Origin of the sequence: Pseudomaricurvus hydrocarbonicus (genome assembly GCF_011602365.1) — a bacterium.
GTDB lineage: Bacteria > Pseudomonadota > Gammaproteobacteria > Pseudomonadales > Cellvibrionaceae > Pseudomaricurvus > Pseudomaricurvus hydrocarbonicus.
Genome location: NZ_JAAONZ010000007.1, coordinates 147463 through 173645 on the forward strand (window position 1 = coordinate 147463; position 26183 = coordinate 173645).

General features: G+C 53.6%; 19 protein-coding genes. 6 read left to right on the forward strand and 13 right to left on the reverse strand.

The features are described from left to right. Positions 1-239 precede the first annotated feature (239 nt). Both G8770_RS11415 and G8770_RS11420 read right to left on the reverse strand, forming a co-directional pair. On the reverse strand, positions 240-1109 hold the full coding sequence (locus G8770_RS11415) for an SDR family NAD(P)-dependent oxidoreductase (RefSeq protein ID WP_167186438.1): 870 nt from the start codon (positions 1107-1109) through the stop codon (positions 240-242). A gap of 84 nt (positions 1110-1193) precedes the next feature. Next, the gene (locus tag G8770_RS11420; RefSeq protein WP_167186441.1) at positions 1194-1985 is read right to left on the reverse strand and encodes an SDR family NAD(P)-dependent oxidoreductase; all 792 of its coding nucleotides are present in this window, start codon (positions 1983-1985) and stop codon (positions 1194-1196) included. Between the two features lie 386 nt (positions 1986-2371). Between G8770_RS11420 and G8770_RS11425 the strand changes: the two genes are divergently transcribed. Together G8770_RS11425 and G8770_RS11430 are read left to right on the forward strand one after the other, a co-directional pair. Beyond that, positions 2372-3538 carry an FAS1-like dehydratase domain-containing protein gene (locus G8770_RS11425; protein ID WP_167186444.1) on the forward strand — a complete coding sequence of 389 codons (1167 nt, stop codon included), beginning with the start codon at positions 2372-2374 and terminating at the stop codon, positions 3536-3538. Between the two features lie 260 nt (positions 3539-3798). Next, the gene (locus G8770_RS11430; protein WP_167186447.1) at positions 3799-4719 is read left to right on the forward strand and encodes an SDR family NAD(P)-dependent oxidoreductase; all 921 of its coding nucleotides are present in this window, start codon (positions 3799-3801) and stop codon (positions 4717-4719) included. 147 nt (positions 4720-4866) lie between these two features. On the opposite strand, the gene G8770_RS11435 is transcribed toward G8770_RS11430, so the two are convergent. From G8770_RS11435 to G8770_RS11480, 10 genes are all read right to left on the reverse strand, one after another. Further along, the gene (locus tag G8770_RS11435) at positions 4867-6120 is read right to left on the reverse strand and encodes an MFS transporter (RefSeq protein WP_167186450.1); all 1254 of its coding nucleotides are present in this window, start codon (positions 6118-6120) and stop codon (positions 4867-4869) included. Positions 6121-6295: 175 nt separating this feature from the next. After that, on the reverse strand, positions 6296-6733 hold the full coding sequence (locus G8770_RS11440; protein WP_167186453.1) for a VOC family protein: 438 nt from the start codon (positions 6731-6733) through the stop codon (positions 6296-6298). Between the two features lie 89 nt (positions 6734-6822). Beyond that, positions 6823-9186: a TonB-dependent receptor gene (locus G8770_RS11445; RefSeq protein ID WP_167186456.1), complete on the reverse strand. Its 2364-nt coding sequence runs from the start codon at positions 9184-9186 to the stop codon at positions 6823-6825. Positions 9187-9659: 473 nt separating this feature from the next. Beyond that, entirely contained in the window at positions 9660-11387 is a 1728-nt protein-coding gene (locus tag G8770_RS11450; protein ID WP_167186459.1) for a thiamine pyrophosphate-binding protein, read from the reverse strand. Between the two features lie 114 nt (positions 11388-11501). Beyond that, complete coding sequence (locus G8770_RS11455; protein ID WP_167186462.1) at positions 11502-12299, reverse strand: enoyl-CoA hydratase/isomerase family protein; 798 nt, start codon at positions 12297-12299, stop codon at positions 11502-11504. Then, on the reverse strand, positions 12299-13570 hold the full coding sequence (locus G8770_RS11460; RefSeq protein ID WP_167186465.1) for an acetyl-CoA hydrolase/transferase family protein: 1272 nt from the start codon (positions 13568-13570) through the stop codon (positions 12299-12301). Before G8770_RS11460 ends, G8770_RS11455 begins: the two co-directional genes overlap by 1 nt. 29 nt (positions 13571-13599) lie before the next feature. Beyond that, positions 13600-14496: an HpcH/HpaI aldolase/citrate lyase family protein gene (locus tag G8770_RS11465; RefSeq protein WP_167186467.1), complete on the reverse strand. Its 897-nt coding sequence runs from the start codon at positions 14494-14496 to the stop codon at positions 13600-13602. Positions 14497-14584: 88 nt separating this feature from the next. After that, positions 14585-15751, reverse strand: a complete 1167-nt coding sequence (locus G8770_RS11470; RefSeq protein ID WP_167186470.1) for an acyl-CoA dehydrogenase family protein — start codon at positions 15749-15751, stop codon at positions 14585-14587. 142 nt (positions 15752-15893) lie between these two features. After that, positions 15894-17048: a CoA transferase gene (locus tag G8770_RS11475; RefSeq protein ID WP_208022205.1), complete on the reverse strand. Its 1155-nt coding sequence runs from the start codon at positions 17046-17048 to the stop codon at positions 15894-15896. 75 nt (positions 17049-17123) lie between these two features. Further along, complete coding sequence (locus tag G8770_RS11480; RefSeq protein WP_167186472.1) at positions 17124-18491, reverse strand: aromatic ring-hydroxylating oxygenase subunit alpha; 1368 nt, start codon at positions 18489-18491, stop codon at positions 17124-17126. A gap of 685 nt (positions 18492-19176) precedes the next feature. Here G8770_RS11480 and G8770_RS11485 point away from each other — a divergent pair. From G8770_RS11485 to G8770_RS11500, 4 genes are all read left to right on the forward strand, one after another. Then, positions 19177-19980, forward strand: coding sequence for a GntR family transcriptional regulator (locus G8770_RS11485; protein WP_208022206.1), 804 nt, complete (start codon positions 19177-19179; stop codon positions 19978-19980). A 391-nt stretch (positions 19981-20371) separates the two neighbouring features. Then, the gene (locus tag G8770_RS11490) at positions 20372-21754 is read left to right on the forward strand and encodes an aromatic ring-hydroxylating oxygenase subunit alpha (RefSeq protein ID WP_167186475.1); all 1383 of its coding nucleotides are present in this window, start codon (positions 20372-20374) and stop codon (positions 21752-21754) included. Between the two features lie 334 nt (positions 21755-22088). After that, positions 22089-22625: an RNA polymerase sigma factor gene (locus tag G8770_RS11495; RefSeq protein WP_167186478.1), complete on the forward strand. Its 537-nt coding sequence runs from the start codon at positions 22089-22091 to the stop codon at positions 22623-22625. Beyond that, positions 22622-24730 carry a vWA domain-containing protein gene (locus tag G8770_RS11500; RefSeq protein ID WP_167186481.1) on the forward strand — a complete coding sequence of 703 codons (2109 nt, stop codon included), beginning with the start codon at positions 22622-22624 and terminating at the stop codon, positions 24728-24730. Before G8770_RS11495 ends, G8770_RS11500 begins: the two co-directional genes overlap by 4 nt. A gap of 28 nt (positions 24731-24758) precedes the next feature. Here G8770_RS11500 and G8770_RS11505 read toward each other — a convergent pair whose 3' ends face one another. Then, positions 24759-26027, reverse strand: a complete 1269-nt coding sequence (locus tag G8770_RS11505) for an Nramp family divalent metal transporter (RefSeq protein WP_167186484.1) — start codon at positions 26025-26027, stop codon at positions 24759-24761. Positions 26028-26183 lie beyond the last annotated feature (156 nt).

Below are 26183 nucleotides of genomic sequence, written 5' to 3' on the forward strand. Positions count from 1 at the left end.
TCGCCAAAGCGCCAAAGTATACATAGCCTGCGAGAAGATTGTCCATAAACTGTCCGTCAGGTTGGGCAAGGCATGTTATACACTGCGGCACAACTTACGATGGTTGCCAGTGACGGCCGTTTCGAGCTGGATTGCAGCCTTTTACAAACAATGAAACTTATGATTGTTTTTCCATAATCGCAGCGACAACATCGAGACCGCCGTGGTTATTAAGAGCTGCAATAAAGTCTGTAGCTGTCTCAGGCCATGGCTTTGGCAATCAATTGCTCACTGACTTCCCATAAGCGTTCAACCAACGCTGCATCATCCACCAGCGGATTTGGTGTGCGTGGTTTGCGCTCGTAAAAATAGCCACCATTGCTATTGCCGGGTTCCTCATCGGTCGCCAGCCAGATTAAGGTGTCGGCACCCTGCTCAGGGGTCAGCTTGTCCATATCGCGGTAACGCTCTTGCACCGACGCATCCGTATGAGAGAAAAAATTGGAGCCTACAGTGCCCGGATGAAAGGCATGAGCAACGATGCCATCGGCTTGCAGGCGTTTGGCTAAGGCGCGCGCAAACAAAACATTGGCCAGTTTACCGCTGCAATAGGCAAGGCCATTGCTGTAAGTCTCAAAGGTCTGCAGGTCATCCAGGTTCATGCCCGGAATCATTTCACTGCCATCTGAGGAGGTGTTCAGGATGCGGACACTGCCTTTGGGCGCATCTTTTGCCGCACGTCGCAGTAGAGGCAGTAAACGTGTGGTGAGTAAAAAAGGACCCAAGTGGTTGCCGGCAAAATTTTCTTCCAGACCCTCTGGGGTGATGACCTTTTGACTGGCCATGCCGCCGGCGTTGTTGATTAACACATCCACTCGGTCCGTCAGATTCGCAATTTCGTCCACCAATCTGGCCGCGTCCGCCATGAGCGCGAGATCCGCCTGCAGCATGTTGACCTGGTCGCTGCTGGATACGGAACGAATCTCTTGTTCCGCCGCTGCGGTTCGTTGCGGGTTGCGGCCAATGGCAATGATTCGCCAGCCTTGAGCTGCCAGGGCCTTTGCTGCCGCCAAACCGATACCCGCACTGGCACCAGTGACTACTGCTACCCGTTGAAAACTCGTGTTCATAGTTTAAATCTCCTGACTGTTATCGCTGGTGTTATTGTTATTTTTCTGGTGGTTTTCATTGGCGGGCCCCGTCAATTTGATGAGTCAGCCGGTCGGTTTCATACTTTTCGCCATGGCCATTAAGGCGTCTCTACGCGGTAAAGAAAGCAGCCTATCAAAGGTTTTTTGATAGTGCTCACTGGGAATGTAGACCGGTCCGTTTTGTATGTTTTCAAATGCCAGGCGGGCAACGTCTGCTGGCGACATCAAATGTTGCAGGGTTTTCGGGTCTATGCCCTGCAAAGCCGGGGCCTCGGTGTCCGTGGCACCGGGGCACAGGGTTAACACGTCAATGTTATCGTCGCGCAGCTCTGCCCACAGACCCTCTCCCAAATTGATCACAAAGCCTTTGGTGGCGGAGTAGGCGCTGGAGTAAGGGCAACCCATTAAGCCTTCGACGGAGCTGGTTAAAATGATGCCGCCTTTGCCACGATGCCTCAACCGGTCAATAAAACCATGGGTCAGCTGCATGGGGCTATGACAGTTAACGTTCAACATGTCAGTCATGACACCAGCTTCGACCTGAGTGTACTCGCCTTTAATGCCAAAGCCGGCATTACTGATAACCAGGCCAACGTCCAGGGTCGCTGTGGCCTCCAGAATTTTCCGGGCTGCGGTGGTGTCAGATAGATCGATGGGACAAATCGTTACCTGTATCCCGCAGGTTTCTTGCAGGCGGGCGGCCAGTGCCGTCAGACGCTCCAACCGGCGAGCGACTAATACCAAATCCAGCCCCCGCGCAGCCAGCAGTTCAGCGAATGCCTGCCCGATGCCTGATGAGGCCCCGGTCACCAGTGCGACGGGACCATACTGATGTTTTAAGTCAATGCGTTGCATTATGTTTTTCTCATTGATTGATGCTTGAAGGCTGTGGACACTCAGAGAGTATCAAAAATCCCGCGCTCTACGCGCTCTAAATGACGGCAAGACCAGCGATCAACATTAATGTCCCGCTCAAAACACCTCCGTTACTCAGGTGAGGTTCCCGGGTAAACCCATGGGCTTTGGCGTCGGTGATTCTGTGCGGTGATGAAAATACGACTCTCCGAATCTTAAATTTGTACGGACAACACTTAAGACAACAATGTTGTTCAGTAGATGAGATCCTGCTAAGCTACGAACCTGATAATAAGCCAAAAATAAGGCGAGGCTGGGTTGCGCGCTTGGTGCTACTCGCTTGCTGGGGCCGCTGAGTCAGTGGCTATATTCGACTGGAGTTACACATGAATGACAAGATATTAGATTGCTCAGATCTTGAGAGCTATATGGGCAAACCCATTGCGCCTGCGCGGATGAAGGAGCCACTGCACAACAATGACATCCGTCGCTGGGTACAGGCGATGCACTACGCGAATCTGTTGCACTATGATCATGACTTCGCGAAAGAAGGTCGATACGGTCGTTTGGTGGCACCTCAATCTTTTGCTGTGGCTGCAGATGATGGTCACGGAGCGGGTCCTGCCTGTGTCGGACGTATTCCAGATTCGCATCTGATCTTTGGCGGGGACGAGTGGTGGTTTTATGGCCCCAAAATTTTTGGTGGCGACATGATCACCAACGAAAAAGTGCCATATGACTTTTCCGTAAAAGACACAAAATTTGCCGGTCCCACTTGTTTTCAGCGTGGTGACAACAACTACTACAACCAGGATGGCGACCTGATTGCCAAGCAGCGCTCTACCGCCATCCGTTACCGGGCAGATCTGGCCCTGGAAATGGGCTCCATTGCCGGTGATGAGAACGACCCGGTTTGGAGCGATGAAGACCTGGCCGATCTGCAAGAGAAAAAGTTCGAATTCATCAAGATGATGCACGACCTGGGGCACGGCAAGCGCTACTGGGATGATATTAACGTCGGGGATGAGTTACCCGTGCGCATTATCGGGCCGCACAGTGTCGCCAGTTTCGCGACCGAGTGGCGTGCTTACCTGTTTACCATCTGGGGCGGCACCCACCGTCCAGGCCTGGACATGGAAGCTCTGGGGTTCACCAAAGAGATGGCGGGTCACGAAAACGATCCGGTGATGGAGCGTGAAAACCCTGAGTTGACTGACGGCGCCTACTTTGGTCCGTCACGCGGTCACCTGTTTCCGCGCTATGCCCGAATGATTGGCATGCCGCGTGGCTACGGTTACGGTGCTTCCATGGGCGCCTGGATTCTGGATTACATGGCTGGCTGGGCGGGTGAATGGGGACAGGTTGTACACTGCAACTCGGCTTATCGTGGGCCTGCCTTTACCGGTGATGCCACCTTCCTGACGGCCAGTGTTGTCGATAAAATGGTCGATGAAGAAGGTCGTAATATTGTGCAGCTGGATTGCAAAATGAAGAATCAGTTGGGTGTTACCATGGCGACGGCTAAAGCAGAAGTTGAATTGCCCAAGAAGTAAGTTCGACAGTTCAGGCCCTCCCATGCCAAGCATTGGGGGGCCGATCTCCAAACAGACGGCCTGCCTCAAGGGGGCCACCCCAGGCTGTGCGTTCCTGTTTCAGCATCATGCGGCTCAAACGCCGGCCCCTCCTGTTGATGCTCATTGTTTTAAATACAGAAAACAGTTTCACATCCGGTTTGAAATCAAACGCCAAAAACGTTTAACCGGGTTCCTTTAAAAATTCATTGCTAGCGGAGACGCTAACGGGGAGAACATCAATGTCAGACATGAGATTCGACGACCGCGTCGCTGTTATTACCGGTGCCGGAAGAGGCTTGGGCCGCGCCTACGCTTTGTTGCTGGCCTCAAAAGGCGCCAAGGTCGTGGTGAATGACCCGGGCGGCAGCCTCAAAGGGGACGATGTGGATGTCGGTCCCGCAGAAGCGGTGGTACAGGAGATCAAATCCGCAGGCGGTGAAGCGGTGGCCTGCACAGAGTCTGTCGCAACGGCCGAGGGTGGCAAAGCCATCATCGACACGGCGATTAACCATTATGGCCGCATCGACATTCTCATCCACAATGCCGGCAACGTACGACCCGCGTCATTGAAAGAAATGAGTTATGAAGATTTCGACGCAGTTGTGGATGTGCACCTGCGCGGGGCCTTCCATGTGGTGCGTCCGGCTTTTCCGCTGATGTGTGAGGCCGGTTACGGTCGCATCGTCCTGACGTCTTCTATTGGCGGTCTGTATGGGAACCACAACGTGGTGAACTATGGTATGTCCAAAGCGGGCATGATCGGCTTGTCCAATGTCGCGGCGCTGGAAGGGGAGGCCGATAATGTTAAGTGCAACCTGATCGTGCCGGGCGCCGTGACACGCATGGCCGAAGGCATTGATGTTTCAGCTTACCCACCTATGGGGCCGGAGCTGGTGGCTCCGGTTGTTGGTTGGTTGTCCCATGAGGAGTGTACCATCAGCGGTGAAATGCTGGTGTCCATTGCCGGTCGTGTGGCCAAAGCCTACATTGCTGAAACTGAGGGGGTTTATCAGGGGGATTGGTCAATCGCTGATGTGGGTAAACAGATGGACGCTATTGGTGATACCAAATCTTCTGTTATTTTCCCGGTGGTCCCATCGGGACATGTGGATCACATTCGTTACAGTTTTGAAATGGCGAACAAGGCGCGTGGGGTTTAAATTTTAAAGCGACGTCCTGTGCAGCGAGGGTTTCTCCTGAAGTGGAGGAGCCTTCGCTGAATATTATTTTCAAGGCCGACTTAAATAGGTTCACTTAAACAGTCGGCTTTGGCTACCCGTGCTTAAATAAATTTCTTCTAAAATCAGCTAGTGCGCCGTGACCGCTGAGCCATCCGCACTGGGTGTGGAGCCCAAACTGAACAAGGCTAATGCGCTGGCGCCCATCAGAATCATAGTCAGCTGTAAAAACGGCGTATAGCTGTCGTATTGGTCAAACACGGCTCCGGCAACCAGGGGGCCAAAAGCGGTGCCTAACGACAGCGCCATGACCAGAGAGCCGTACAAGGCGCCAAAGTTTTTCAGGCCAAAGTACTTGGCGGCCAGGTACGCAATCACATCCACTTCGGAGCCCAGCGTCAGGCCAAAAATTGCAGCCGCAAGCGCTTGGTACATAGGGTTTGATCCGTCCAGCAGTAACAGGCTACAGCCCACCAGGGGGATGAGGAAGGCCGTTGCCCCGATCAGGTGAGCCCGAAAACGATCCAGTAAAAAGCCTGTGCCCAGGCGACCGATGATGGAGAAAACGCCCACCAGCGAGGCAATACCGGCTGCAGCCAAAGGTTCGGCACCGCGGTCAGTCAGAATAGGCACAAAGTGAACCACAATGCCAATGGCCGTGAAAGAAAACAGGCCGCTGGCCATTAACAATTTGTAGAGCGCTGGAGAGCGCAACCCTTCTGCCAGAGTCAGGCCGTGTAGCACTTTTTTCGGTTCCGGGTTGGCGGCTTTCGTCGGTTTAATGGCTTCGTCATGAGCACTACGGAAACACATAAACAGAATCGGGAAAACAAACAGCACCCACATCCCACTGAGGCCCCGGAAGGCAAAACGCCAGCCGTATTCACCGATCAGCCAGGTGGCAATCAGAGGAAAGAGCGTGGCACTGATGGCGGCACCCGAAAGGGTGATTGCCAGCGCGAGGCCTCGAGAGGCTTCAAAGCGGCTGGTGACGGCGCTGGTCCAGACTGTAGCCTGTATCCAAAGGGTACCAATCGCCGTACCCACCCACAGCATCAACCAGTTGGTTTTAGTACCGGTTGCGGTGCCGAGCAAAGCAACCGAGCCACACATCAACAGAATGCCTATCAAACCAATCCGGCGTGGTCCGACACGGTCCACCAAAATACCAATGGGAATGCAAAATACCGCACTGACAATGGAGGCGATAGTCAGACCGGATGAAATCTGCGCGCGCGACCAGCCAAATTCCTGTTGTAAAGGCTCAATAAAAGGACCAAATGAATAGACGTGCAGAACCGAGGTGGCATAACCCAATGCCGCAGCCAGGGGTAAAAACCAGAATTTGCGCCATTCCCCGAGCGCGCTGCCAGATAATGCCATGATGAACCCTTTTGCTATATTCAAATTTATTATTGGTGTTACAACCGCAGTTCAAGCTGGAACGATGTTTCTTCCAGGCCTGTACGGGCGGAAACTACAGGTTTTCCATTACTTTAAAGGTTTCCATCTTGTTAAACAACACTGTTGTTTTTGGGTTTTCGGCTGATGGCCAGAATCAACCAAAAGGATGCATTAATTCTATCCGCAGACCATCCGGGTCGGTACAAAACACAATCGGGCCATAGGGGGAATCAATTTGCGTTTCACGGTGCGCTCGACCGCCAAACTGTTCTATCCGATCACAGGTGGCTTCGATATCGTCAACGGTTAGGGTCATGTGAGTAAACCCCAGCTGGTTCATGGGGCAGCGCTCGCCCGAGCCCACCACGTCGGAGAAACTGATCAGCTCCAGCCTTAAGCCATCACAGCTTACATGATGGGCTGTCAGCGATTGTCCGGGCAGCTCAATCAGTTTATCGAACGGAGGGCCAATTTCACCCACTTCGCGCTCATGCACAAAGCCCAACGCTTCGGTATAAAAACGCAGTGAACGCTGCAGGTCGCTGGTGCAGATGCCTATGTGTAACAAGTTAACTTTAACGTCGGTGGTCATTTTATTCTCCTTTGCGGTATAAAAAAGCCTGCAACCCTCGGTTGCAAGCTGTAACGGGTTGTAACGCACTTATTTAGAATGGATATCAGTTAGAACTGATAGCGCAATTGCATGCCATAGTTTCGTGGCTCACCATAGACTTTCGTGCTGAGCCCAAAGGTTGGGTAGAGCATGACACCGCCCAGTGCGTATTCTTCGTCGGTCAGGTTTTTGACGTACGCAGACAAGTCCAATTTTGAGCCCAAAACATTGTCCCAACCCAATGACAAGCCCACCAGCCAAAATGCATCTTGCTGCAGGCTGGAGCGAAGGTTCGCGGGAGTCTGATCAATCAACTCGATTGTCTGTAACGCGTTAAGCCAGACATCGTCCTGGTAGGCAGCGTTGGCCGAAAACCGCAAGACACCCGTGTCATTGGCGAGGGGATAGCTGTAGGAGACCGAGGCCGTAAAGGCGTGCTCGGGAGTAAAGTAAAAGGGCGTGTCCGACAAATCCTTTCCGGAGGCTGGCTCTTCCCATTTGGCGTATTCCGCATCGGTATAGACATACTGAAGCTTGAGCGTCAGGTTCTCGGTTGGGGACACGGTCTGTTCAATTTCAAACCCCAGTACAGTTGCCTCGGCGGCATTCTCAATCGCACTGCCGGGGGTGCCAACCGGGTTGTCAACGGCCACTGTGCGCTGAATGTCGTCATACCACTGGTGGTAAAATGCGGCATTGGTGCGCATCATCCATTGGTCTAAAGACCAGTCGATTTTGCTGCCCAACTCGAGGTCGACCACTGTTTCCGGATCAAAAGGCTGGTATTCGACGGCCCGGGACGCCCGGGCATTAAACCCGCCTGCGCGATAGCCCAATCGGGTGGAGGCGTAGAACATCGTGTCATCATTGGGTTGATATTCAATGGACACGGTGCCCGTTGGCTGACTGAAGCTCTCCGTCATTTTTACGGAACACTGATCTATCGGCAAAGGCGCGCCGGTGTCATCAAACATGGCACAGTTCAGAGGGGTTCGTGAACTGGTGGTTAATTCTTTGTCATCGTAAGTCCAGCGAATACCCGCAGCCACCGACCAGGCGTTGTCAAATTGATAGGTTCCCTGGGAAAACAGGGAATAGCTGTTGTTGTGCATGGTTGCGGTTTGCATAAACGGGTTGGCGGGGTTGATGCCCTCAAAGACATTGCCCGGAGAATCTTCAATCCCATCTTCGTAGTACCAATACAAGCCGGTGACCCAATCCAGCTTGCTGTCCAGTGCCGAGCCCAACAGTTGTAACTCGTAACTGGCGTGCTCAAGCTCGGTGGTTTGCATGGATGTCAGAACACCGGGTATGGCGGTTGCGTCCAGATCTACAACTTCATAAGCGTCCAGGTCCCGATAGGCGGCAATGCTTTTCAGCGACAGGTTTTCATTGAAATCGATGGTGGTGGTGTTAATGATACCCCACACATCGGCCTGGCTGCGCTCGCGCATATCACTTTCGATTTTGTGAACATCACGATTTTGGGCTCGCGACAGCGCATCAAACATGGAGGGCAGTCCAAACGGTGCGCCACCGTTGTACAGCGCCAGGCTGCTGGACGGGTTGACGGTTTGCAGCACTGGTGTGCGACCGTTCAGATCGGTTTTATCCCAGGTTAAAATCGTGTCGTTCTGGATGGTTTCAGAAACATTCCATATAGCGGTCAAACGGGTAGAGTAGTTCTCTCCGCCACCGCGCTTATCGCCGTAATACTTTCCGGGAGCAACATTTTTTTGATGACCATCTTCGTCCGTGGTGCGCCCCGCTAAACGCATGGCAAAGGTATCTGTTACGGGAAGATCAACACCAAACTCGGTTTCCATTAAACCATAACTGCCGAAGCCGACCATAATGTCGGCGCTGATAACTTCACCGGGTTTTTTCGGCGTCAGCAGAATGGCTCCGCCGGTTGTATTGCGACCAAAGAGAGTACCTTGTGGACCTTTTAAAACCTGTACTGATGCGAGGTCATACATGCCCAGGTTGCTGCCTTTGGCCGGTGATAGCACCACATCGGCCAGATAGATGGCGACGGTCGGATCCTGACCAAAAATCGCTTCGGTGGGGCGCACGCCCCGCAGGGAATAGACCGGAGCATTAGGGCGACCGGAAGAAGAACTGACGTTCAGGGAGGCGTCAAAATATTGTAAGTCGCCGATGTCGCTGATGTTAAATTCTTCCAGCTCACCGGCATCCAGTGCAGTAACGGCAATGGGAACTGATTGCGCACTTTCCTCCCGCCGCCGCGCCGTGACGATGACTTCTTCGATCTGTCGCAAAGAGGGTTGATCCGATCGTGGTGACGCATTCGTCTGAGCCTGTACTGAGGCGGCCAGAGGTGTGAGACTGATTGACAGGGCGGTGGCCGCCAAACTCTTTTTCCAACGGCTGTGCAGCACTACGGCGTTTGGTGCTTGAGATTTTTTCATGTGTAAGTCCCTTTCCGGTTATCATTATTATCGGTGGTTTGCTTGGGTGAAGCTTGTCCCATCTTTGGGCAGCTTCTATCTCATTCACATCGTTAAAACGCTTGCAGCGTTTCTCAGTGACATCAATACAGTCAGTTGCAGTCAGGGCTTCTCGCGTTGATACCCTAGTCCACAGCCGTGGGGCTGTGTGGCAAGCGATCTGCCACATAAAACTCAGAACTTGTGAATGCAACTGTGCTTTTACAAAATCTTTTGTATACGTTGGTTTTTATGTTTTCTAAAAATTGATTTTTTTCATATATAAAATTCCAAATTATTTTTATATATGAAATACGTTTTACTGTTTTTTTTATCACTTTATTATAGTAGCGATTCAAATACTCAAAGCGACAGAGATAACAAAACATTACAAAAAAACGCCGCTAAAAAGCGGCGTTTGGGGTTCTACCTAATTCTTCTACGCGCGGTAGAATTTACTGCTGGCCTTCGGCGTACCAGGTACGGAAGCGCTCGTAATTAGGCGTGTCCTTGTTTTCGTTACCGCCGTGGTTGATCACCGGGTCGATCGGTACGTGGATAACGGTTGGCTTGCCGCTGGCGAAGGCTGCGTCAATGGCGGCACCCAGGTCTTCACCTTTTTCGACGTACATGCCTTCACAGCCGTGACCTCTGGCAATCTCGTCAAAGCGAACGTTCGTACTCCAGTGCACGCCAGGCTCGGTGGTGTTGCCGTGGCCGAAGGTACGCTTGTAGACGCCCACTTCCAGCCCCCAGGCGTTATCCACCGCCACCACGATGACCATAGGCAGATTAAAGCGCTGTACCACTTCCAACTCAGCAATGTGGTACAGAAACGCGGAGTCACTGGTGGTAAACAGTACCGGACGCTTGCCGCCATCGGCGATAGACGCACCGACCGCGTAAGGCAGGCCTGTACCCAGGCAGCCGAAGTTCTGGTTCCAGATCACATCGCGAGGTTTGCTCTGCAGGTAGGTCCAGGTAAAAATTACGGTACAGCCGCCGTCGCGCACATGAATGGCGTCTTCGGGCATGGCCTTGGTGGCTTCGATAACCCACTGACCGGTGTGTACACGACCGCTTGGGGTGCTGAAATCCTGCTCGGCCAGTGCCGTCAGACGCTGTTTGTCTTCTTTAACCCAGCGTGCCAATTCTGCGTGCTCAGTGCGTGGGCTGTCTTTCAGACCAGCCGACAGCTGAGGCACAACGGTACGCAGGTCACCGACCAACGGGACGTCGATGGGACGATTCTGGCCAATGGCCTCTGCATCCAACTCAACATAGACCCACTTGCGATCGACGTTGCCTTCTTTCCAGTACATGCCCACACCGTAGTGAACAGGCTCGCCAATCTCGGTACCAATGGCAACAACAACGTCAGATTTGGTGACGATTTCGTTGGCGACTTCGGAGAACATGTAAGGGAAGGTGCGATCCTCAATGCCTTCAATGAACGCAGTACCACCGGAGGTTTGAATCACCGGGCAGCCCATCAGCTCCGCCAGTTCACGGATTTTCTGACCCGAGCGGGTGCATTGTACTGCGTGGCCTACCAGCAGCACTGGACACTCGGCGTTTTTGATCAGCTCAAGAGCTTTGGCAACCATATTGCCATCAGCACCCGGTTCAACCAGACGATAGGATGAAGGCGGCAAAGCAGGCGGTACATCCAGATCTTCAAGAATCACGTTGGATGGGTACTCAATGTAAACCGGACCGGGGGTGCCGGACTGACACACACGCAGAGCCTGGCGAATAATCTCGTCAGTCTGATCGGCGTATTCGATCGAAGCACTCCATTTTACCGAATTTTTGAACAGAGCTTCCTGCTGAATAAACTGGATACGACCTCGACGGACGCGGCGTTCGGTGATACGGGCGCGCTGCCCACCGATGTAAATCACCGGAGAGTTTTCCACCAGTGAGTTCATCATAGAGCCGGCATTCAACGCGATACCAGGTCCCAGAGTCGAAATACACACAGCAGGGGTACCGTTCATGCGAGCGTAAGCTTCCGCCATCATGCCAGCAGCCAGTTCGTGGTGAGGGGTGACCACTGTCCAACCACGTTTTTCCGCAGCGACAAACATGTGGACGAAGTTGGGATCAGGGATACCAAAAATTGCCTTGATGCCTTCGGCTTCGAATAGCTCCAGAATACGCTCATAAACTTTTACAGACATGATGTTCGCCTCGTAGGTTTTATTGTCTAATGATGATCAATAATTTTGTTGTGTTAATTAAAGGTGTTTGTTGTTTAACATTTCATTTCAGGTTTTTGGTTCAGATGATCCTCCTCAGCGTCCCTTCCATTGAGGTTGACGCTTTTCAGAAAAGGCCGTCGGCCCTTCCTGTGCATCTTCACTGTTGTAACAGTATACGGATGCATGCCTGGCCGCTTGCAGAGCAGCCGAGCGCCCCATTTCGGTAGACAGCATGACGGTTTCCCGAGCCGCCTGTACCGACAGCGGCGCGCCCTCAAGGATCTCTGCGGCCAACTCCAAAGCCGTGTTCAACAGCGCCTCCGGCTCAGCCAGGCGATTTACCAGGCCAATTTCATAGGCGCGCTGGGCACTGATTGGTTTTCCGGTGAGAAGAATTTCCATCATGATTCGCTGGGGAATCATGTGAATTAAGGGTGACGCCCATGGTGAACTTCTACCCACTTTGACTTCGGTCACGGCGAACTTTGCCGTGTGGCTGGCGACGCAAAGATCACAGGCCTGAGCAATCATCCAGCCACCAGCAAAGGCGACGCCGTTGACGGCAGCAATCGTTGGCTTGGACAATTCGACGGTATCGTAGGGCAGTGGGAACATATCCCGCGGCGGTACCGTCATACCGGTTTCGACCATTTCTTTGAGGTCGCCGCCAGCACAAAATGCCTTCTCTCCAGAACCGGTGAGGATGGCAATGCGCAAGGCGTCATTATTTTCAAAACGCTCCCAGGCCACACGCAAACCTTCGCGCACTTCCAGGCTCAGGCAGTTGCGGGTTTCGGGACGGTTGATGGTGATGATGGCTATGCCGTCATCACGACCGTCAAACAAGACGGCATCCGTCGTTTGAGCGTTAGACCATTGAGTCTTAGACATCAAAAACCTCTCTGTTGAATAATGTGAGCTTCCCGCGACAGCGCTTCCTGAAAATCCGGGTGGGCAATGGCGATCAGGCGGCGGGTTCGCTCCGCCAGTGATTGGCCTTTCAGTTCCGCAGCGCCAAATTCTGTCACAATCACATCCACATCGGTGCGAGCCGTGGTGACCGGGCCGGACAGGGCGACGGTAATGCGGCTGATGCTGCCGCCTTTGGCGGTGGCTGGCAGTGCGATGATGGCATGGCCGCCCGGTGAGCGTGCGCCGGCGCGGACGAAATCCACCTGGCCGCCGGTGCCGCCCATATAAGCTGCACCGCTCTGTTCGGCATTTACCTGACCGGTTAAATCCACTTCCATGGCCGAGTTGATGGTCACCAGCTTGTCGAGTTGCGCCAGCACCGCAGCGTCGTGGGTGTAGGAGGTGCGGCACATACGCATCAAGGGGTTGCGATCGGCCCAGTCGTACAGTCGCTGGGTTCCGATCAAGGCGCCATTGATGGATACACCGGTATCAATTTTTTTGCGGGCATTGGTGATCACGCCAGCTTCCACCAGCTCCACCAGGCCGTCCCCCAGCATACCGGAGTGAACGCCTAAATCTTTGCGGTCGTGCAACAATCGTAAAATGGCATCCGGTACCGCGCCAACGCCGGTTTGGATGACGGAGCCATCTTCAAAGTATTCGGCGGCATGGCGGGCGATGGCTTCATCCAGTTCGGAGATCTTGGCTGCAAGAACCTGAACCGGTGTGCGTGATACCTGCACGGCGCAATCAATTTGAGAGGAATGGATGTGTTCACCATTGCTGAACGGCACCTGGTCATTGACTTCGGCAATGACGACGCGGGCTTTATCGACCGCTGCCAGCACATAATCACTGATCAATCCGAGACTGTGATTGCCGTTTGCATCGGCAGGACTTACCTGAATAAACGCCACATCGCAGGGCATGATGCCGGCCTCAATCATCGGCGCCACCTGGCTCACATGACAGGGGATGATGCCAAGCTTGTGCACTTTGGTCAGTGCCCGCAAGGCACCGATGGCACCCATACTGAACAGTGAGAAACTGTCTGTGCTCTCCGGGGTAAATAATCCGGAGAAGCTGGTGGCAATAAACGCAGACAGGTTACCGATAGCGCTGCCCTGGGCAATCAACGCTTCCACCAGCGTGGTGGGTTCGCCACAAGCCTGGCCCATGACGATATGATCGCCGGAGCGCAAAAATTGACTCAGTTCCAGTTGCTCGATAGTGGTATTGATGGTCATTGGTTATTTACCTGTTACCCGCGGGTCCATTACTGACTGACGGATTGCTTCAGCGCCAGCAGAGCCTGGGCGCGGGCAAGATGAGGTCGATCCAGCATGGCCCCTTTGTAGCCGATGGTACCGACACCCGGGTTGGCTGCAAATAAATCCACAATTTCCCGAGCGGCCACAAACTCTTCTGCGGATGGCGTAAAGGCTTCGTTAATCACGTCAACCTGGGCCGGATGAATCGCCAACATGCCGCGGTAACCGTCACGACGGACTTTCTCGGCGCGTTTGCGCAGGCCGTCCAGATCGCGGAAGTCGCCCTGAATGGTTTCAATCGGAGCCACGTGTGCCGCGGCGGCACCGAGCAGGCACATGCTGCGCGCCAGTTCATAGGTAAAGCTATAGCTGCCGTCGGGGTTACGATTTTCACTGGCGCCAATGGCGTCAGCCAGATCTTCGGCACCCCAGGTCATAGCAACCACGCGCGGGGCACCGGCGTATGTACCAGTGGTGAACATGCCTTCAGCGGTTTCCGTGACCAATACGATGACTTTGGTGGAACCCTGCTCAATACCGGCGGCCACTTCGAGAATGGTCAGGTAATGGTTCAGGACTTCCACATCCTGGCGGCCATATGCCTTGGGCAACATGATGCCGCCGGGCCGGGCAGCTACCACGGCGGCCAGATCTTCCAGGGCGTAGGGGCCATCCAATGGATTGATGCGAACCCACAAGCGTTTTCTGGCGGCTTCCGGTTGTGCCTTCAGGAAAGCGGGCACCATCGCGCGGGCGGTGGCTTTTTCCGATTCGGCCACGGCATCTTCCAGATCGAAGATTACAATATCCGCATTGCCTGCTGTGGCTTTTTCCATTTTTCGTTCGCTGTCGCCTGGTGCAAATAACCAGGAGCGTGCGTTGAAGCTGTCTTCACTTGCCATTGTTCGCAATCCTATTCTCAATGAGCCTGTAGGTTAAATCGGTGCTGTCGTTAAACCCGACAGTGCCTCAAACCGGTAGCGCTATTAATTAATACGATTTTGGCAGCCCCAGTACCTGTTCTGCCAAAAAGTTCAGAATCATGTGTGGGCTCACCGGCGCTGTACGCGGAATCAGAACTTCCCGCAGGTAGCGCTCCACGTGGTATTCCTGCGCATAGCCCATACCGCCCAGTGTCAACATGGCGGTGTGGCAGGCCTCAAAGCCGGCTTCGGCGGCCAGGTATTTACCGGCATTGGCTTCAACGCCACAGTCTTTGCCGGCATCAAACATATTGGCCGCTTTCATCACCATCAGATTGGCGGCTTCCACTTGAGCCCAGCATTTAGCCAGCGGGTGTTGAATGCCCTGGTTCATGCCGATAGGGCGGTCAAACACCACGCGCTCCTGGGCGTATTGAGCGGCACGGTTAATGGCCACACGGCCCAGACCAATCGCTTCAGCGCCGAGCAGGATACGCTCCGGGTTCAGGCCTTTTAAAATAATTTTAAAACCCTGGCCCTCTTCGCCGATGCGATCCTCTTCGGGGATGAACAGGTCATTGATGAACAGCATATTGGAGCCCACTGCGTGACGTCCCATCTTGGGAATCAGGCGGGTTTCAATTTTGCTGCGATCCAGGTCAGTAAAGAACAGCGACAGACCGTCGGTTTTCTTTTTGCAGTCTTCCAGTGGCGTAGTGCGTGCCAGCAACATCATCTTGTCGGCCACGTGGGCGTTGGTGATCCAGATTTTATCGCCATTCACCCGGTATCCACCGTCGACTTTATCAGCACGGGTTTTTAGTTTGGTCGTATCAAGACCGACGTTCGGCTCGGTGACGGCAAAACACATTTTATGCTCCCCGGACAGTACCGGTGGAATCATTCGTTGTTGTTGCTCTTCGGTGCCAAATAAAGCAATCGGTTCAAGACTGAACACCGGACCATGGATGGTTGATGCTCCTGTCATGCCGGCGCCGGATTCAGCCACCGCCTGCATCATCACAGCCGCTTCGGTAATGCCAAGTCCGGCACCGCCGACGCTTTCTGGCATGGCAATGCCCAACCAGCCGGCATCGGCCATAGACTTGTAAAAATCGTGGCACACTTCGCCTGAGCGATCGTGTTCAAGCCAATAATCGTCCGAAAACTGGGAACAGTGTTTTAAAACCGCTTCTCGAATATTCTGCTGATCTTCGGTAAGAGAAAAATTCAAGATCTTCATCCTCAATAAAATGTCGTAAATGCTGCCGTTTAATGACTGGTGTAGGTCATAGTAAACCGGCGAATTAATTAGGGCTGTTGCCAAAACTGTGTTTTAGGCATTTGCAATGCCTCCTGTGGACACCTTGGGCTTCTTATAACGCGTCGCTAGCTTGCTCCAGCTCATCCAGTATTTGCTGAGTGTGATCCCCCAGGCCAGGTGCAGGGCCATGAACCCGTCCGGGGGTCTCGGAAAACCAGGTCGGTACGCCCGGGAATCGAACTTTTCCTGCCGGTGTTTCAACCGTTTCAAAAAAGCCAACGGCATTTAAGTGTGGGTTGTCGAATAATTCATCCGGCGTGCGCAACGGTGCTGCAGGGATACCCAACTTGCGCAACAGATCGAGCCATTCCTGTGTGGTGCGTTCCTTGAAGGTCTCACCCAACAAACCGTAAACTTTATTGATTTGGCGGGCGCGCTGTTCCAGTGTGGTAAATTCATCACTGGCCCAGTCGGGCTTCACAGCATCCACAAACAGACTCCAGTGTTTGTCGTTGTAAACCAGAGCCGAGATGTGACCGTCTTTGGTTTCGTAAGGGCGACGGTTGGGAGCAACGGCGCGGTGGTAGTGCGCTGGGCCAATGGGCGGGTCGAAGATTGCCTGATTGGCGTGTTCAACGAGCATGAACGACGCCATGGTTTCAAACATGCCCACTTCCACTTCCTGGCCTTCACCGGTTCGTTCGCGGTGAAAGAGAGCCATCATGGTGGCATAGAGAACGGTCAGGCCTGCAACCTTGTCTGCCATGATGGTGCCGATGTAATTGGCTTCGCCGGTGAGCAATTGTTGTACCGCAGGCAAGCCGCACTCCGCCTGAATGGTGTCATCATAGGCGGGCAGGTCAGCGTCCGGACCATTGCGGCCATAGCCGTAGCAATTGGTGTAAATAATTGAGGGGTTAATGGCGCTGACGTTGTCATAGCAGAAGCCCAGCTTGGCAATCGCTTTAGCGCGCATCGAATGGATAAAGACATCGGCTGTTTCAATCAGCTTGCGCAGAGTTGCTTTGCCTTCTTCTTCGCGGAGATCCAGGGTGATGCTGCGTTTGCCACGGTTAACATTGATAAATACACCGCTCATTGCAGGCTCAACACCCACAGAAACAAAACGGGTGGGATCGCCAGCAGGCGGTTCAATTTTAATGACGTTAGCGCCCATGTCTGCCATGATTTGGGTGCTGTAAGGCCCCATCACCATGGACGTGAGATCGACAACCGTTACACCCGACAGTGGGCCTGTTTTTTTCACGCGTCTTAACTCCGCTAGAGTAAGGAATGTTCCTGGTTTTTATATTGAATGAACGGGGATGTGCTCCCCGTCATTTCATTTTTTCAGCTTATGCAGCTCACCGGTCCCCATGTACTCGGCCAGATTGCGATGCAGGTTGGCGGTACTGCGCTCCATGTAAGGGTTGGGTTTGGGACCCGTGAAGCCCATTGACTTCATGCCCTGCTGTACCGCTGCCATGTTGGAAAAATCCTGCGACAGTACGTAACACCAGTCTTCTTCGGTCGCTTCACCAAACTGCCATTGGGTGTCTGGCTCCTCACCTTCAGGAAACAATTCATACACGGCGGCTTCGAAAATACATTTGTTCGGATCATCGCCGTAAGGACGAGCGCTGTAACACAGCATATTGTTGACTGCATGGCCAATTTGGAAATTCGGGAAAATCTGCCAGGCGGTGCCGCTTTTACCCACGTGCGCGGGATCCACTTCTGGCCAGAACACTCCGCGTGCTTCGTCATCTTTACGGGCAGAGCTGAGCCAGTGTTGCAGCACTTCGCCGGGAGGTGTGCCTTCAGGTAATTCATCTTTTAGACGCAGGGCCGCATCCACCAAAGTTTGAGTGGTATTGGTATTGGCTTTTTCCCAGGTGTAGACCTGCATTTCTGCCGTAGAAATACGCGGGTCTGCGTTGGTACCCAGACGCAGCTTGGCGGACTGGTTTTGGTCCATGTTTTTAGGCGCTTCATAACCAATATTGCTGTGCTTGCCGTGGGCTTTTGCCCAGCCACGAAACTCGCCGTATTTGTTGAATTCCGGGTGTGTTTGCTGAACGTGATAGGTTTCGTTGAACGCTTCCAAGGCCACTTTCCAGTTACAATCAAACACGCCCCATTTGCGCCAGCGGTAGCGCATGTTCTGCAGCTGGAAAGGTTCCAGCATTTCCGGAACCGGATTGAGGTAGTCGCTCAGTGGCTCACAGTCCGAATTCAGATTGATCCAGATCCAGCCACCCCAGGTATCCAGTTTGACTTCGTTCAGGTCGCTGCAGCCATCCAGCGCCCCATTCCAATCGTCTTGATTGCCGATGTGAGTATTTTTTCCGTCCGGTCCAAAGCGCCAGCCGTGGTAGGCACAAATGAATTGAGCACGTTTACCGCGTGCGTTTCGCTCACCTTTAGGAGTATCGACCAGGCGGCGACCACGGTGAGGGCAGACATTATGAAACGCCTGGATCGTGTCGGGACCAGAGCGGACGATGATGACGGAATCGTCTTTGATGTCGTAGGTGATGTAGTTGCCAACTTCCGGAATTTCTTCCACGCGGCCGACCTGCAACCAGACTTTACGCCACAGGTTGTCACGCTCTGCGCGGGCGTAGTCCTCAGATATGTAGGCATCGACGTTATAAGTTGCAGCTTCAGTCAATTCTTCTACGGTTTCGATAATGTTGTTGTCGCTCATCTCATCCTCACTCTGCTTGTTATTTCAAACGGTGGAGCCCAACCCAGACCAATCTGCTGTGACGTTATCAGGCCGTTGTAAAATTCTGTTCTGATACCAGCCGTTGTCCACGAAAATCTGAGTTCAAAATCCTGATATGTCCGGACATGGATACTCTCACAAGTGTGCCTGTCATGCTATACACCAGTGTTGATTTATTGAATTTATTTTCAATTTGTACGGACAAATGGCAAGGGTGTTTTTACGAAGGTAGAGTCTTTAAAGCTGGCGTCCATCGTTGGAGTAATATGATAATTTGTCTCTTTTTAACCGTTTAGGCTGAATTGTAGACTGTTTTGGGTGGTTTAGCTGAATAAATAGACCAATTAAGTGGCTGAGTTGACGCTAAAGTCGGATGTTTCTGTAGGGTGATTCGCAATATGTCCGAACAACAGATGAAGAATATGTTTGTTGTAAAAGTGTTTGAGGGTATGCTGGTTCACTAGAATGGTTCTTGTACGGACAAGCTGGATGGGTGTTGGTCAGTTCGCTGCCTTGTAGTGAGTCCGGCACACTCTGGTCGTGAACCAATGAGTCGTGCATCAATAGTTTAGCCGTGCATCAATAGTTTAGTCGTGCATCAATAATAGTTTAGTCGTGCACCAGCAACTTAGTCGTATATCAAAAAATGGGCGAGAAACAGCTTATGGGATCTTCCACTGAAACCATGACCGAGCGTGTCAGCAGTTCGAATAAGGGCGAGCGTGCTGCCGATTCTGCCAAACCCGTTGGGCCTCTCTATGTTCAGGTTTCAAACACGCTTAAGGACGAAATTGTCAACGGTGTTCACCCTGTAGGGTCGACCCTGCCGACTGAAGACGCGCTGTGTGAACGGTTTTCGGTTAGCCGCTATACGGTGCGGGAAGCTTTGAGGTTGTTGCGCGATGGCGGCCTGGTGGCCTCGCGGCAGGGGGCGGGGACGGTGGTGATCCCGCCCAGTTCCTCAAGCTCTGATATCCACCAGGTGATGTCTATCAATGACCTGGTGGACTTTGCCACAGGCACGCGCTTCGTGATTGAATCCACCAAAATGATTTCCATCGATGCCAGGCTCGCGAGCCGGACCAATCTGCCTGTAGACAGTCACTGGCTTGAGGTTCGAGGCTACCGACAGTCAGAGGCCATGGATACACCGGTTTGTTGGACCGAGTATTACATCAATCGCGCCTACGCCGCCGTAGGCCGATTATTGCAGCGCCATACCGGCCCGATTTTTCCGCTGATCGAAGACTTGTTTGGCGTCAATGTGGCTGAAGTACACCAACAGATCTCCGCCACTTTATTGGAACCAGAGTTGGCTCGTGCGTTGGATGTGGAGGCAAACTCTGCAGCCCTTGAAGTCAGGCGTATCTATAAGGCTGCCGGAGCCGAAATCGCTCAGGTAACCATCAATACCCATCCGGCGTCCCGCTTTCAACATTCCATGACCATGCGCAGGGTGAGAGTCTGAAGTGGCAAGAGGGGCTGTTTGACTGACGCTCGGTGTGGCTTAATCCCTCAGTTGCTGAGGGGGCAAGCCCGCAAGCCCAAGCTTGTCAGGTGGTCGACTTGTGCTGAGTAAAGGTGATAGAAATCACTGGCTTTGACTCAACAGTGTTGATTATTAGCTGCAATTGTTGGATAGTAACGCGACCTGAAAACGACGGTCTCGCCGGCGAGTGAACAAAAATAACCTAAAAACGGCTTATGTGATCCGGGACAACGCTACAGTCTATAAAACCAAAGCCTGCATGGCAGCTGAAAACCGACTTTTACCACTCAGACTTTGGCATAGCGAGTGCGAAAATCTGCCACACGAAGGGTAGGGTCCGCAAGCATTAAGCAATCAGAGGACAACAGTGATGAGCAACCTGATAGACACACAACAAATCGACTGGCCGGACAGCTGGCTGACGTTGGAGCATGGTATTCGCAGTGGTCGTTATACCGATCCTGAGTTTGCCAAGCTTGAGCACGAAAAGCTGTGGCTGAATGTGTGGCAGATGGCTGCCCGTCTGGATGAAATCCCGAAGCCGGGTGATCACACGGTGTATGAGATCGGTAACCAGTCGGTATTGCTGGTCCGCAACGAGGACGGCGAGGTTAAGGCCTATCACAACTTCTGTCCTCACCGGGGCACGGCACTGGCAGACTGCTCTGGCCATTTTGACAAAAACCGCATCATCTGCCCGTTTCACGGCTGGCGCTGGAATCTGGATGGTGAAAACGAATACGTGCTTGAAAAAGACAACTTCCGCGGTGGCGAATTGCAAAACAGCGACGTTGCCTTGCGCGAAGTGAATATGGAAATCTTTGCTGGCTTTATCTTTGTTCATTTTGCCAAAGAGCCGCAACCTTTCGATGAGTATATTGCGCCTGTTCGCGATCTGCTTGAAGGGCTGGCAGTTAAGGATATGCACCACTATTGGTGGAAATCGGTTACCGCTCCTGCCAACTGGAAAGTGGCAGTAGAGGCCTTTCTGGAAGGTTATCATGTGCCGGCGACGCACCCGCAACTGGAGAAACCCGGCGCAGATTTTATTTACGGTGATGATGTCTCTGGCGAAGTGGCTTACGCACACGACAACCACTTTTATGAAACCTTCGACAAAGGTCATGGCCGATTCTATGGTGGCCCGAACACGCCCATGGCCGGCAAGGCTCAGGGGGCTGTTGATCCGGTGGATGCCATGGCTAATCGTCTCAACCTGCTGGTTGAGGGGATGGACGCCATGGTGCTCAAAGAGGACGTGGATTTGGTGCGCGCTCTGAAAGGTAAGCCGATTCCGGAAGGGTCGTCTCTGGGGGGCGAATATGTGAAGGCCTTATATTCCACGGCTGCTGCCCAGGGGCGTCCGATGCCGAAGCTGGAAAAAGACATTCTGGACATGTGGGGCGGCGAGATCTTTATCTTCCCCAATCTGTTGGTGTTGCCGCAAGCCGGTAATGTGATGATGTACCGAGTGCGCCCCGATGGCTTCAACCCGGACTCCTGCGTGTTTGAGATTTTCTCAACCAAAAGCTATCCCGCCGATGTCGAGCCGCCACGCGCCGAAGTACAGCCTATGGATGACGTCTCGGATCCTGAACAGTTCCGACAGATCCCCCGTCAGGACTTTGCCAACATCCCGCGGATTCAGAAAGGTCTGAAAACTCAAGGGTGCCGCCAGGTGTGGCTGGCTAACTACTACGAGAAAATTATCCTGAACATGCACCAGGAGATGGATCGCTACTTAAAAAGTTAAACATCACCTGGATGTCAATCCAATAGGTCGCCACGGCCCAGTAGTCCTGGCGACCTTGGGCTGAGTTGCCCAAACATATTCATGCCCTCAAAAATCTTTGTTAACCCGCCAACGCTTTTGCTTCCTCCAAGGCTTCGTAAGCCAGGCCTCTGCCTTGAAACTTGATCGCCTGGCGGTAAAGCGATCAATCAATCCTCAAAAGTGATCAATTACTGAACGGCGTTGGCACATTGTTGCATCAACCTGTCTTGATTGCGTTGTATACTTTTTTTGTGCCTCCCAAGGATTGGCCCGAATTCATCGTCTAATACCTAAAATACCTCATGGACTGCGCATGACCAGAGACCTTGATGCCATCATCAGGCAGGCCCAGAGCGGCGACCGGACCGCCTTTGCCGGCCTGATTGATGATCATTACGAGATGATGTTTCGCTTTGCTCACAAATACTGTGGCAATCGCCCGGATGCCGAAGATGTGACCCAGCTGGCCTGTATCAAAGTGGCCAGATCGCTGGGGCAATTTCGCTTTGAAGCCCGCTTTACCACCTGGCTGTATCGACTGGTGCTTAATTGCGCGCGGGATTTCTACAAGGCACAGCATTCTCATGAAGCTTCAACGTGGCCGGAAACTGCGATGAACGATGGCTCAGAACCCAAAGTGTTATTGCATCAGGTATTGAAATTGGTTGAGTGCATGGGGGAGGGCTTCCGCGAAACGCTGGCGCTGGTGATTGGCGAAGGCCTGACCCACGCCGAAGCTGCGGAGGTGCTGGCCGTTAAGGAATCAACTGTATCCTGGCGCCTGCATGAGGTGCGCAAACGGTTAAAAGCCGATGTAGGTCAGATTGGTGAATATGGAGGTGGCGCATGAGCGATAGGCTGAAACAATGGTTTGCCGAACAGGACCAGACGCCCGATGCGCAGGCAAAATCCCGGGCACTGGATGTCGCCCTGAACGCGTTTGACGAATACCATTCCGGCGATGTTCCAAAAACCGACAAGGTTGTAACCATCAACAGCGAGCAAAAAAAGGCATCAATCGACCAAGGATTGGTCACGTCTGATCGTCCTACTTCTGACAATCAACCTGTTGGGAGAAGACTCATGGATGCAACCCTATCGAAGATACCGACTACAGCGTCTCAACGCTGGCTCTACAGCGGTCTGGCCAGTGCCGCGATGCTGGTCATCACCGTATCACTGGTCATGAACATCGGTCCGCAAGTGGTTGATGATGCCCTGGAGGGGCAGCCTAGCCCGGAGCAGCGATTGGCGATGCCGGATCAGGCCGATCACGACGCCTTAGCCATTGAAGCAGACGCTGTGACTGTGAGGGCTGCGCGATTAGACGACAGGCAGGCACCTGAGTTGCACAGTCCGGCAGCTTCCCGGGAACTGTTACGGGCCAGTGAAGAGCGCAAAGTGGCTGCGTTGCAGCAAACCCAGGAGCTTCAGGCAATACGGGTACCCAAGCCGGTTCCTTCGCTGGCGAATGTCCACTCCGCTGGCGGATTTTCCGCTGAGCTGGCAGACGCGCTGCCTCAGGTGCCGGGTTATAGCGAGCAGGGACGTGATCGTTTTGAACATGCCGAGAGCAATCCCGTCAAGCGGGTGAGCCAGTCACCGGTCTCGACCTTTTCCATCGATGTGGATACGGCGTCCTACAGCTTTGTTCGCCGCCAGCTCAACCACGGGCGTTTGCCACAAAAGGATGCCGTGCGACTGGAAGAAATGGTGAATTATTTCCCTTACGATTACCCGTTACCGGCGCACCCCGGGCAACCGTTCAGTACCACCACCACGGTGCTGGATTCACCCTGGAAGGCGGGCAATAAACTCATCCACATTGGCATTAAAGGCTACCAGTTGTCGGCGGCCACCCAGCCCCGATCCAATCTGGTGTTGCTGCTGGATGTGTCGGGATCCATGAACAGCCCGGACAAGTTGCCGCTGGTCAAGCAGTCGATGTCGATGTTGCTCAGCCGTCTGCAACCTGAGGATACTGTCTCTATTGTGGTGTATGCCGGTGCGGCGGGCATTGTGCTGGAGCCAACTCAGGTCCAAGACCGACAAACCATTTTGTCGGCTCTGAACAAGCTGCAGGCCGGTGGCTCAACGGCCGGCGGGGAGGGGATTCAACTGGCTTACCAGTTGGCCGAAAACCATTTTGTTAAAGACGGTGTGAACCGCATTATCCTGGCCACCGATGGTGATTTTAATGTGGGTATTCACAACCCGGAACAACTGCAAGGTTTTGTCGAGCGCAAGCGCCAGTCGGGGATATACCTGTCGGTGTTGGGCTTTGGTCAGGGCAATTACCACGATCAGCTGATGCAGGCGCTGGCGCAAAACGGCAATGGCGTTGCAGCCTACATCGATACCGTGAGCGAAGCCCAAAAAGTGCTGGTTGATGAAGCCACGTCGAGCCTGTTTCCCATTGCCAGTGATGTGAAAATTCAGGTGGAATTTAACCCCGATAGCGTCAGTGAATATCGATTGCTAGGGTATGAGACCCGCATGCTGGCGGAGGAAGACTTCAACAACGATGCGGTGGATGCCGGAGACATTGGTGCCGGTCATACGGTGACCGCCCTGTACGAGATCACGCCGATTGGCAGTGACAGTGGTGTCTACTCCGCCTCGCGTTACACACAAACCGATCCGCCCGGGGCAAACGCCGATGAATATGGCTTTCTGCAGTTGCGCTATAAATTACCGGGTGAATCCAAGTCCCGTTTGATCAGCCAACCCATTCAGCGCGATCAGCGGACTGAAGGGACGCTCAAGCGCGAAGCGGACTTTGCCACGGCGGTTGCCGGTTTTGCTCAACTGTTGCAGGGGGGCAAGTACACTGGTGACTGGGGCTATGAAGACGCACTGAAGATGGCGCTGGCCAATCGCGGTGACGATGTGTTTGGCTATCGCTCCGAGCTGGTCCAGCTGATGCGTAAAGCGGAAGTGGCGAATGACTTGTAACAGCCCAACCCCGGAGGGCTGATGGCCATCAAAAAAGCTTCAGTAACTGGTGCAGCCCCAGTGCTCCGAAAATCACACAGGTCATTGCCAGCAAACCATTACTGAGCCAGCCATTGCGCCACTCGCGGGGCAGGCTGGAACGGTTTAACAGCAGCAGCAAAGTGATTGCCAGAAATGGCATAAACAGTGCGCCCAAGACCCCGTAGCCGACAATCAGCATAAATGGCCTATCCATGAACAGCAGGGCCATGGAGGGGAAGGTCAGCCACAACATGTACCACCTGGCGTGTTGCTGACTGGGGACGGGTTCAGAGTGAGCCCCAAGTTTTGCCGGATCCTCTTTTGCAGCCAGCCAGTGGGCGACAAAATCCGCAAACATCAGGCTCACCCCGTGCCAGACCCCGAGCAGTGACGAAAACGACGAGGCCCAAAACCCCAACAGAAAAATGATCGACCAGATGCTGCCGTAACGGCTTTCAAGCACGCCGGCCAGGTCGAGCAGCCCGCGGGACCCTCCGGCAATGGCAATATTGGCCGAATAGAGGAGCTCGGCACCGACGATCAACATGGCAACCACAAAAATGCCGGTCATCACATAGGCCACGCTGTTGTCGAGCCGCATCACTCGCATCCAGCCCGGCTGGCGCCAACCCTTTTCCCGTATCCAGTAACCGTAAGCGGCCAGCGTGATGCTGCCGCCAACGCCCCCCGCCAGGCCCAGCACATAAAACAGCGAACCTTGCGGCAGGCGGGGTACCAGCCCCCGGGCGATGTCGGTGAGGTTGGGCCCGGTCATAAGGGCTGAGCCGACCACGGCGACAAACATCATGCCGACCAATGCCGCGATGATGCGTTCAAACACCGCGTAGGAGCCCAGCCAGACCAGGGCCAGCCCCAACAGCCCGGACGCCACGGCAAAGATTTTCAGGTCGACAGCGGGGAACAGCGCGGCCAGGGGCAGGGCAGTCGAACTCATGGCTGTCGCCCCGTACACAAACCCCCACAGCACAATGTAGATGCCAAAATAGACCGAAGCCCAGCGCCCCAGCGAGCGCCAACCGTGGAAGATGGTGTGGCCACTGGCGAGCGTCCAGCGCCCCACACCTTCCACCAGAATGATCTTCAGCAGACAGCCCAGCACCGCGGCCCAAATCAACTGATAGCCGTATAAACTCCCGGCCACCAGGGTCGCCACCAGGTCACCGGCACCGACCCCTGTGGCCGCCGCGACGAGCCCGGGGCCGATGAGTTGCCAGCGAGGGAGAGCAGTGGGTTGGTGTTTGGTCATTGTGGTCATAATAATATTTCATGAAAAGAGGTTTGCCGTTTACATTCTTTGCTAGGCTTTAAGCAGTCAAGAATATCAGACGGTGTCATTTCCAGGCGCGTGATTTTGCGTCCGATGCCTATACCATAACCGGGATTCAAGGTGAATCCATTGAAGAGTTTGCCG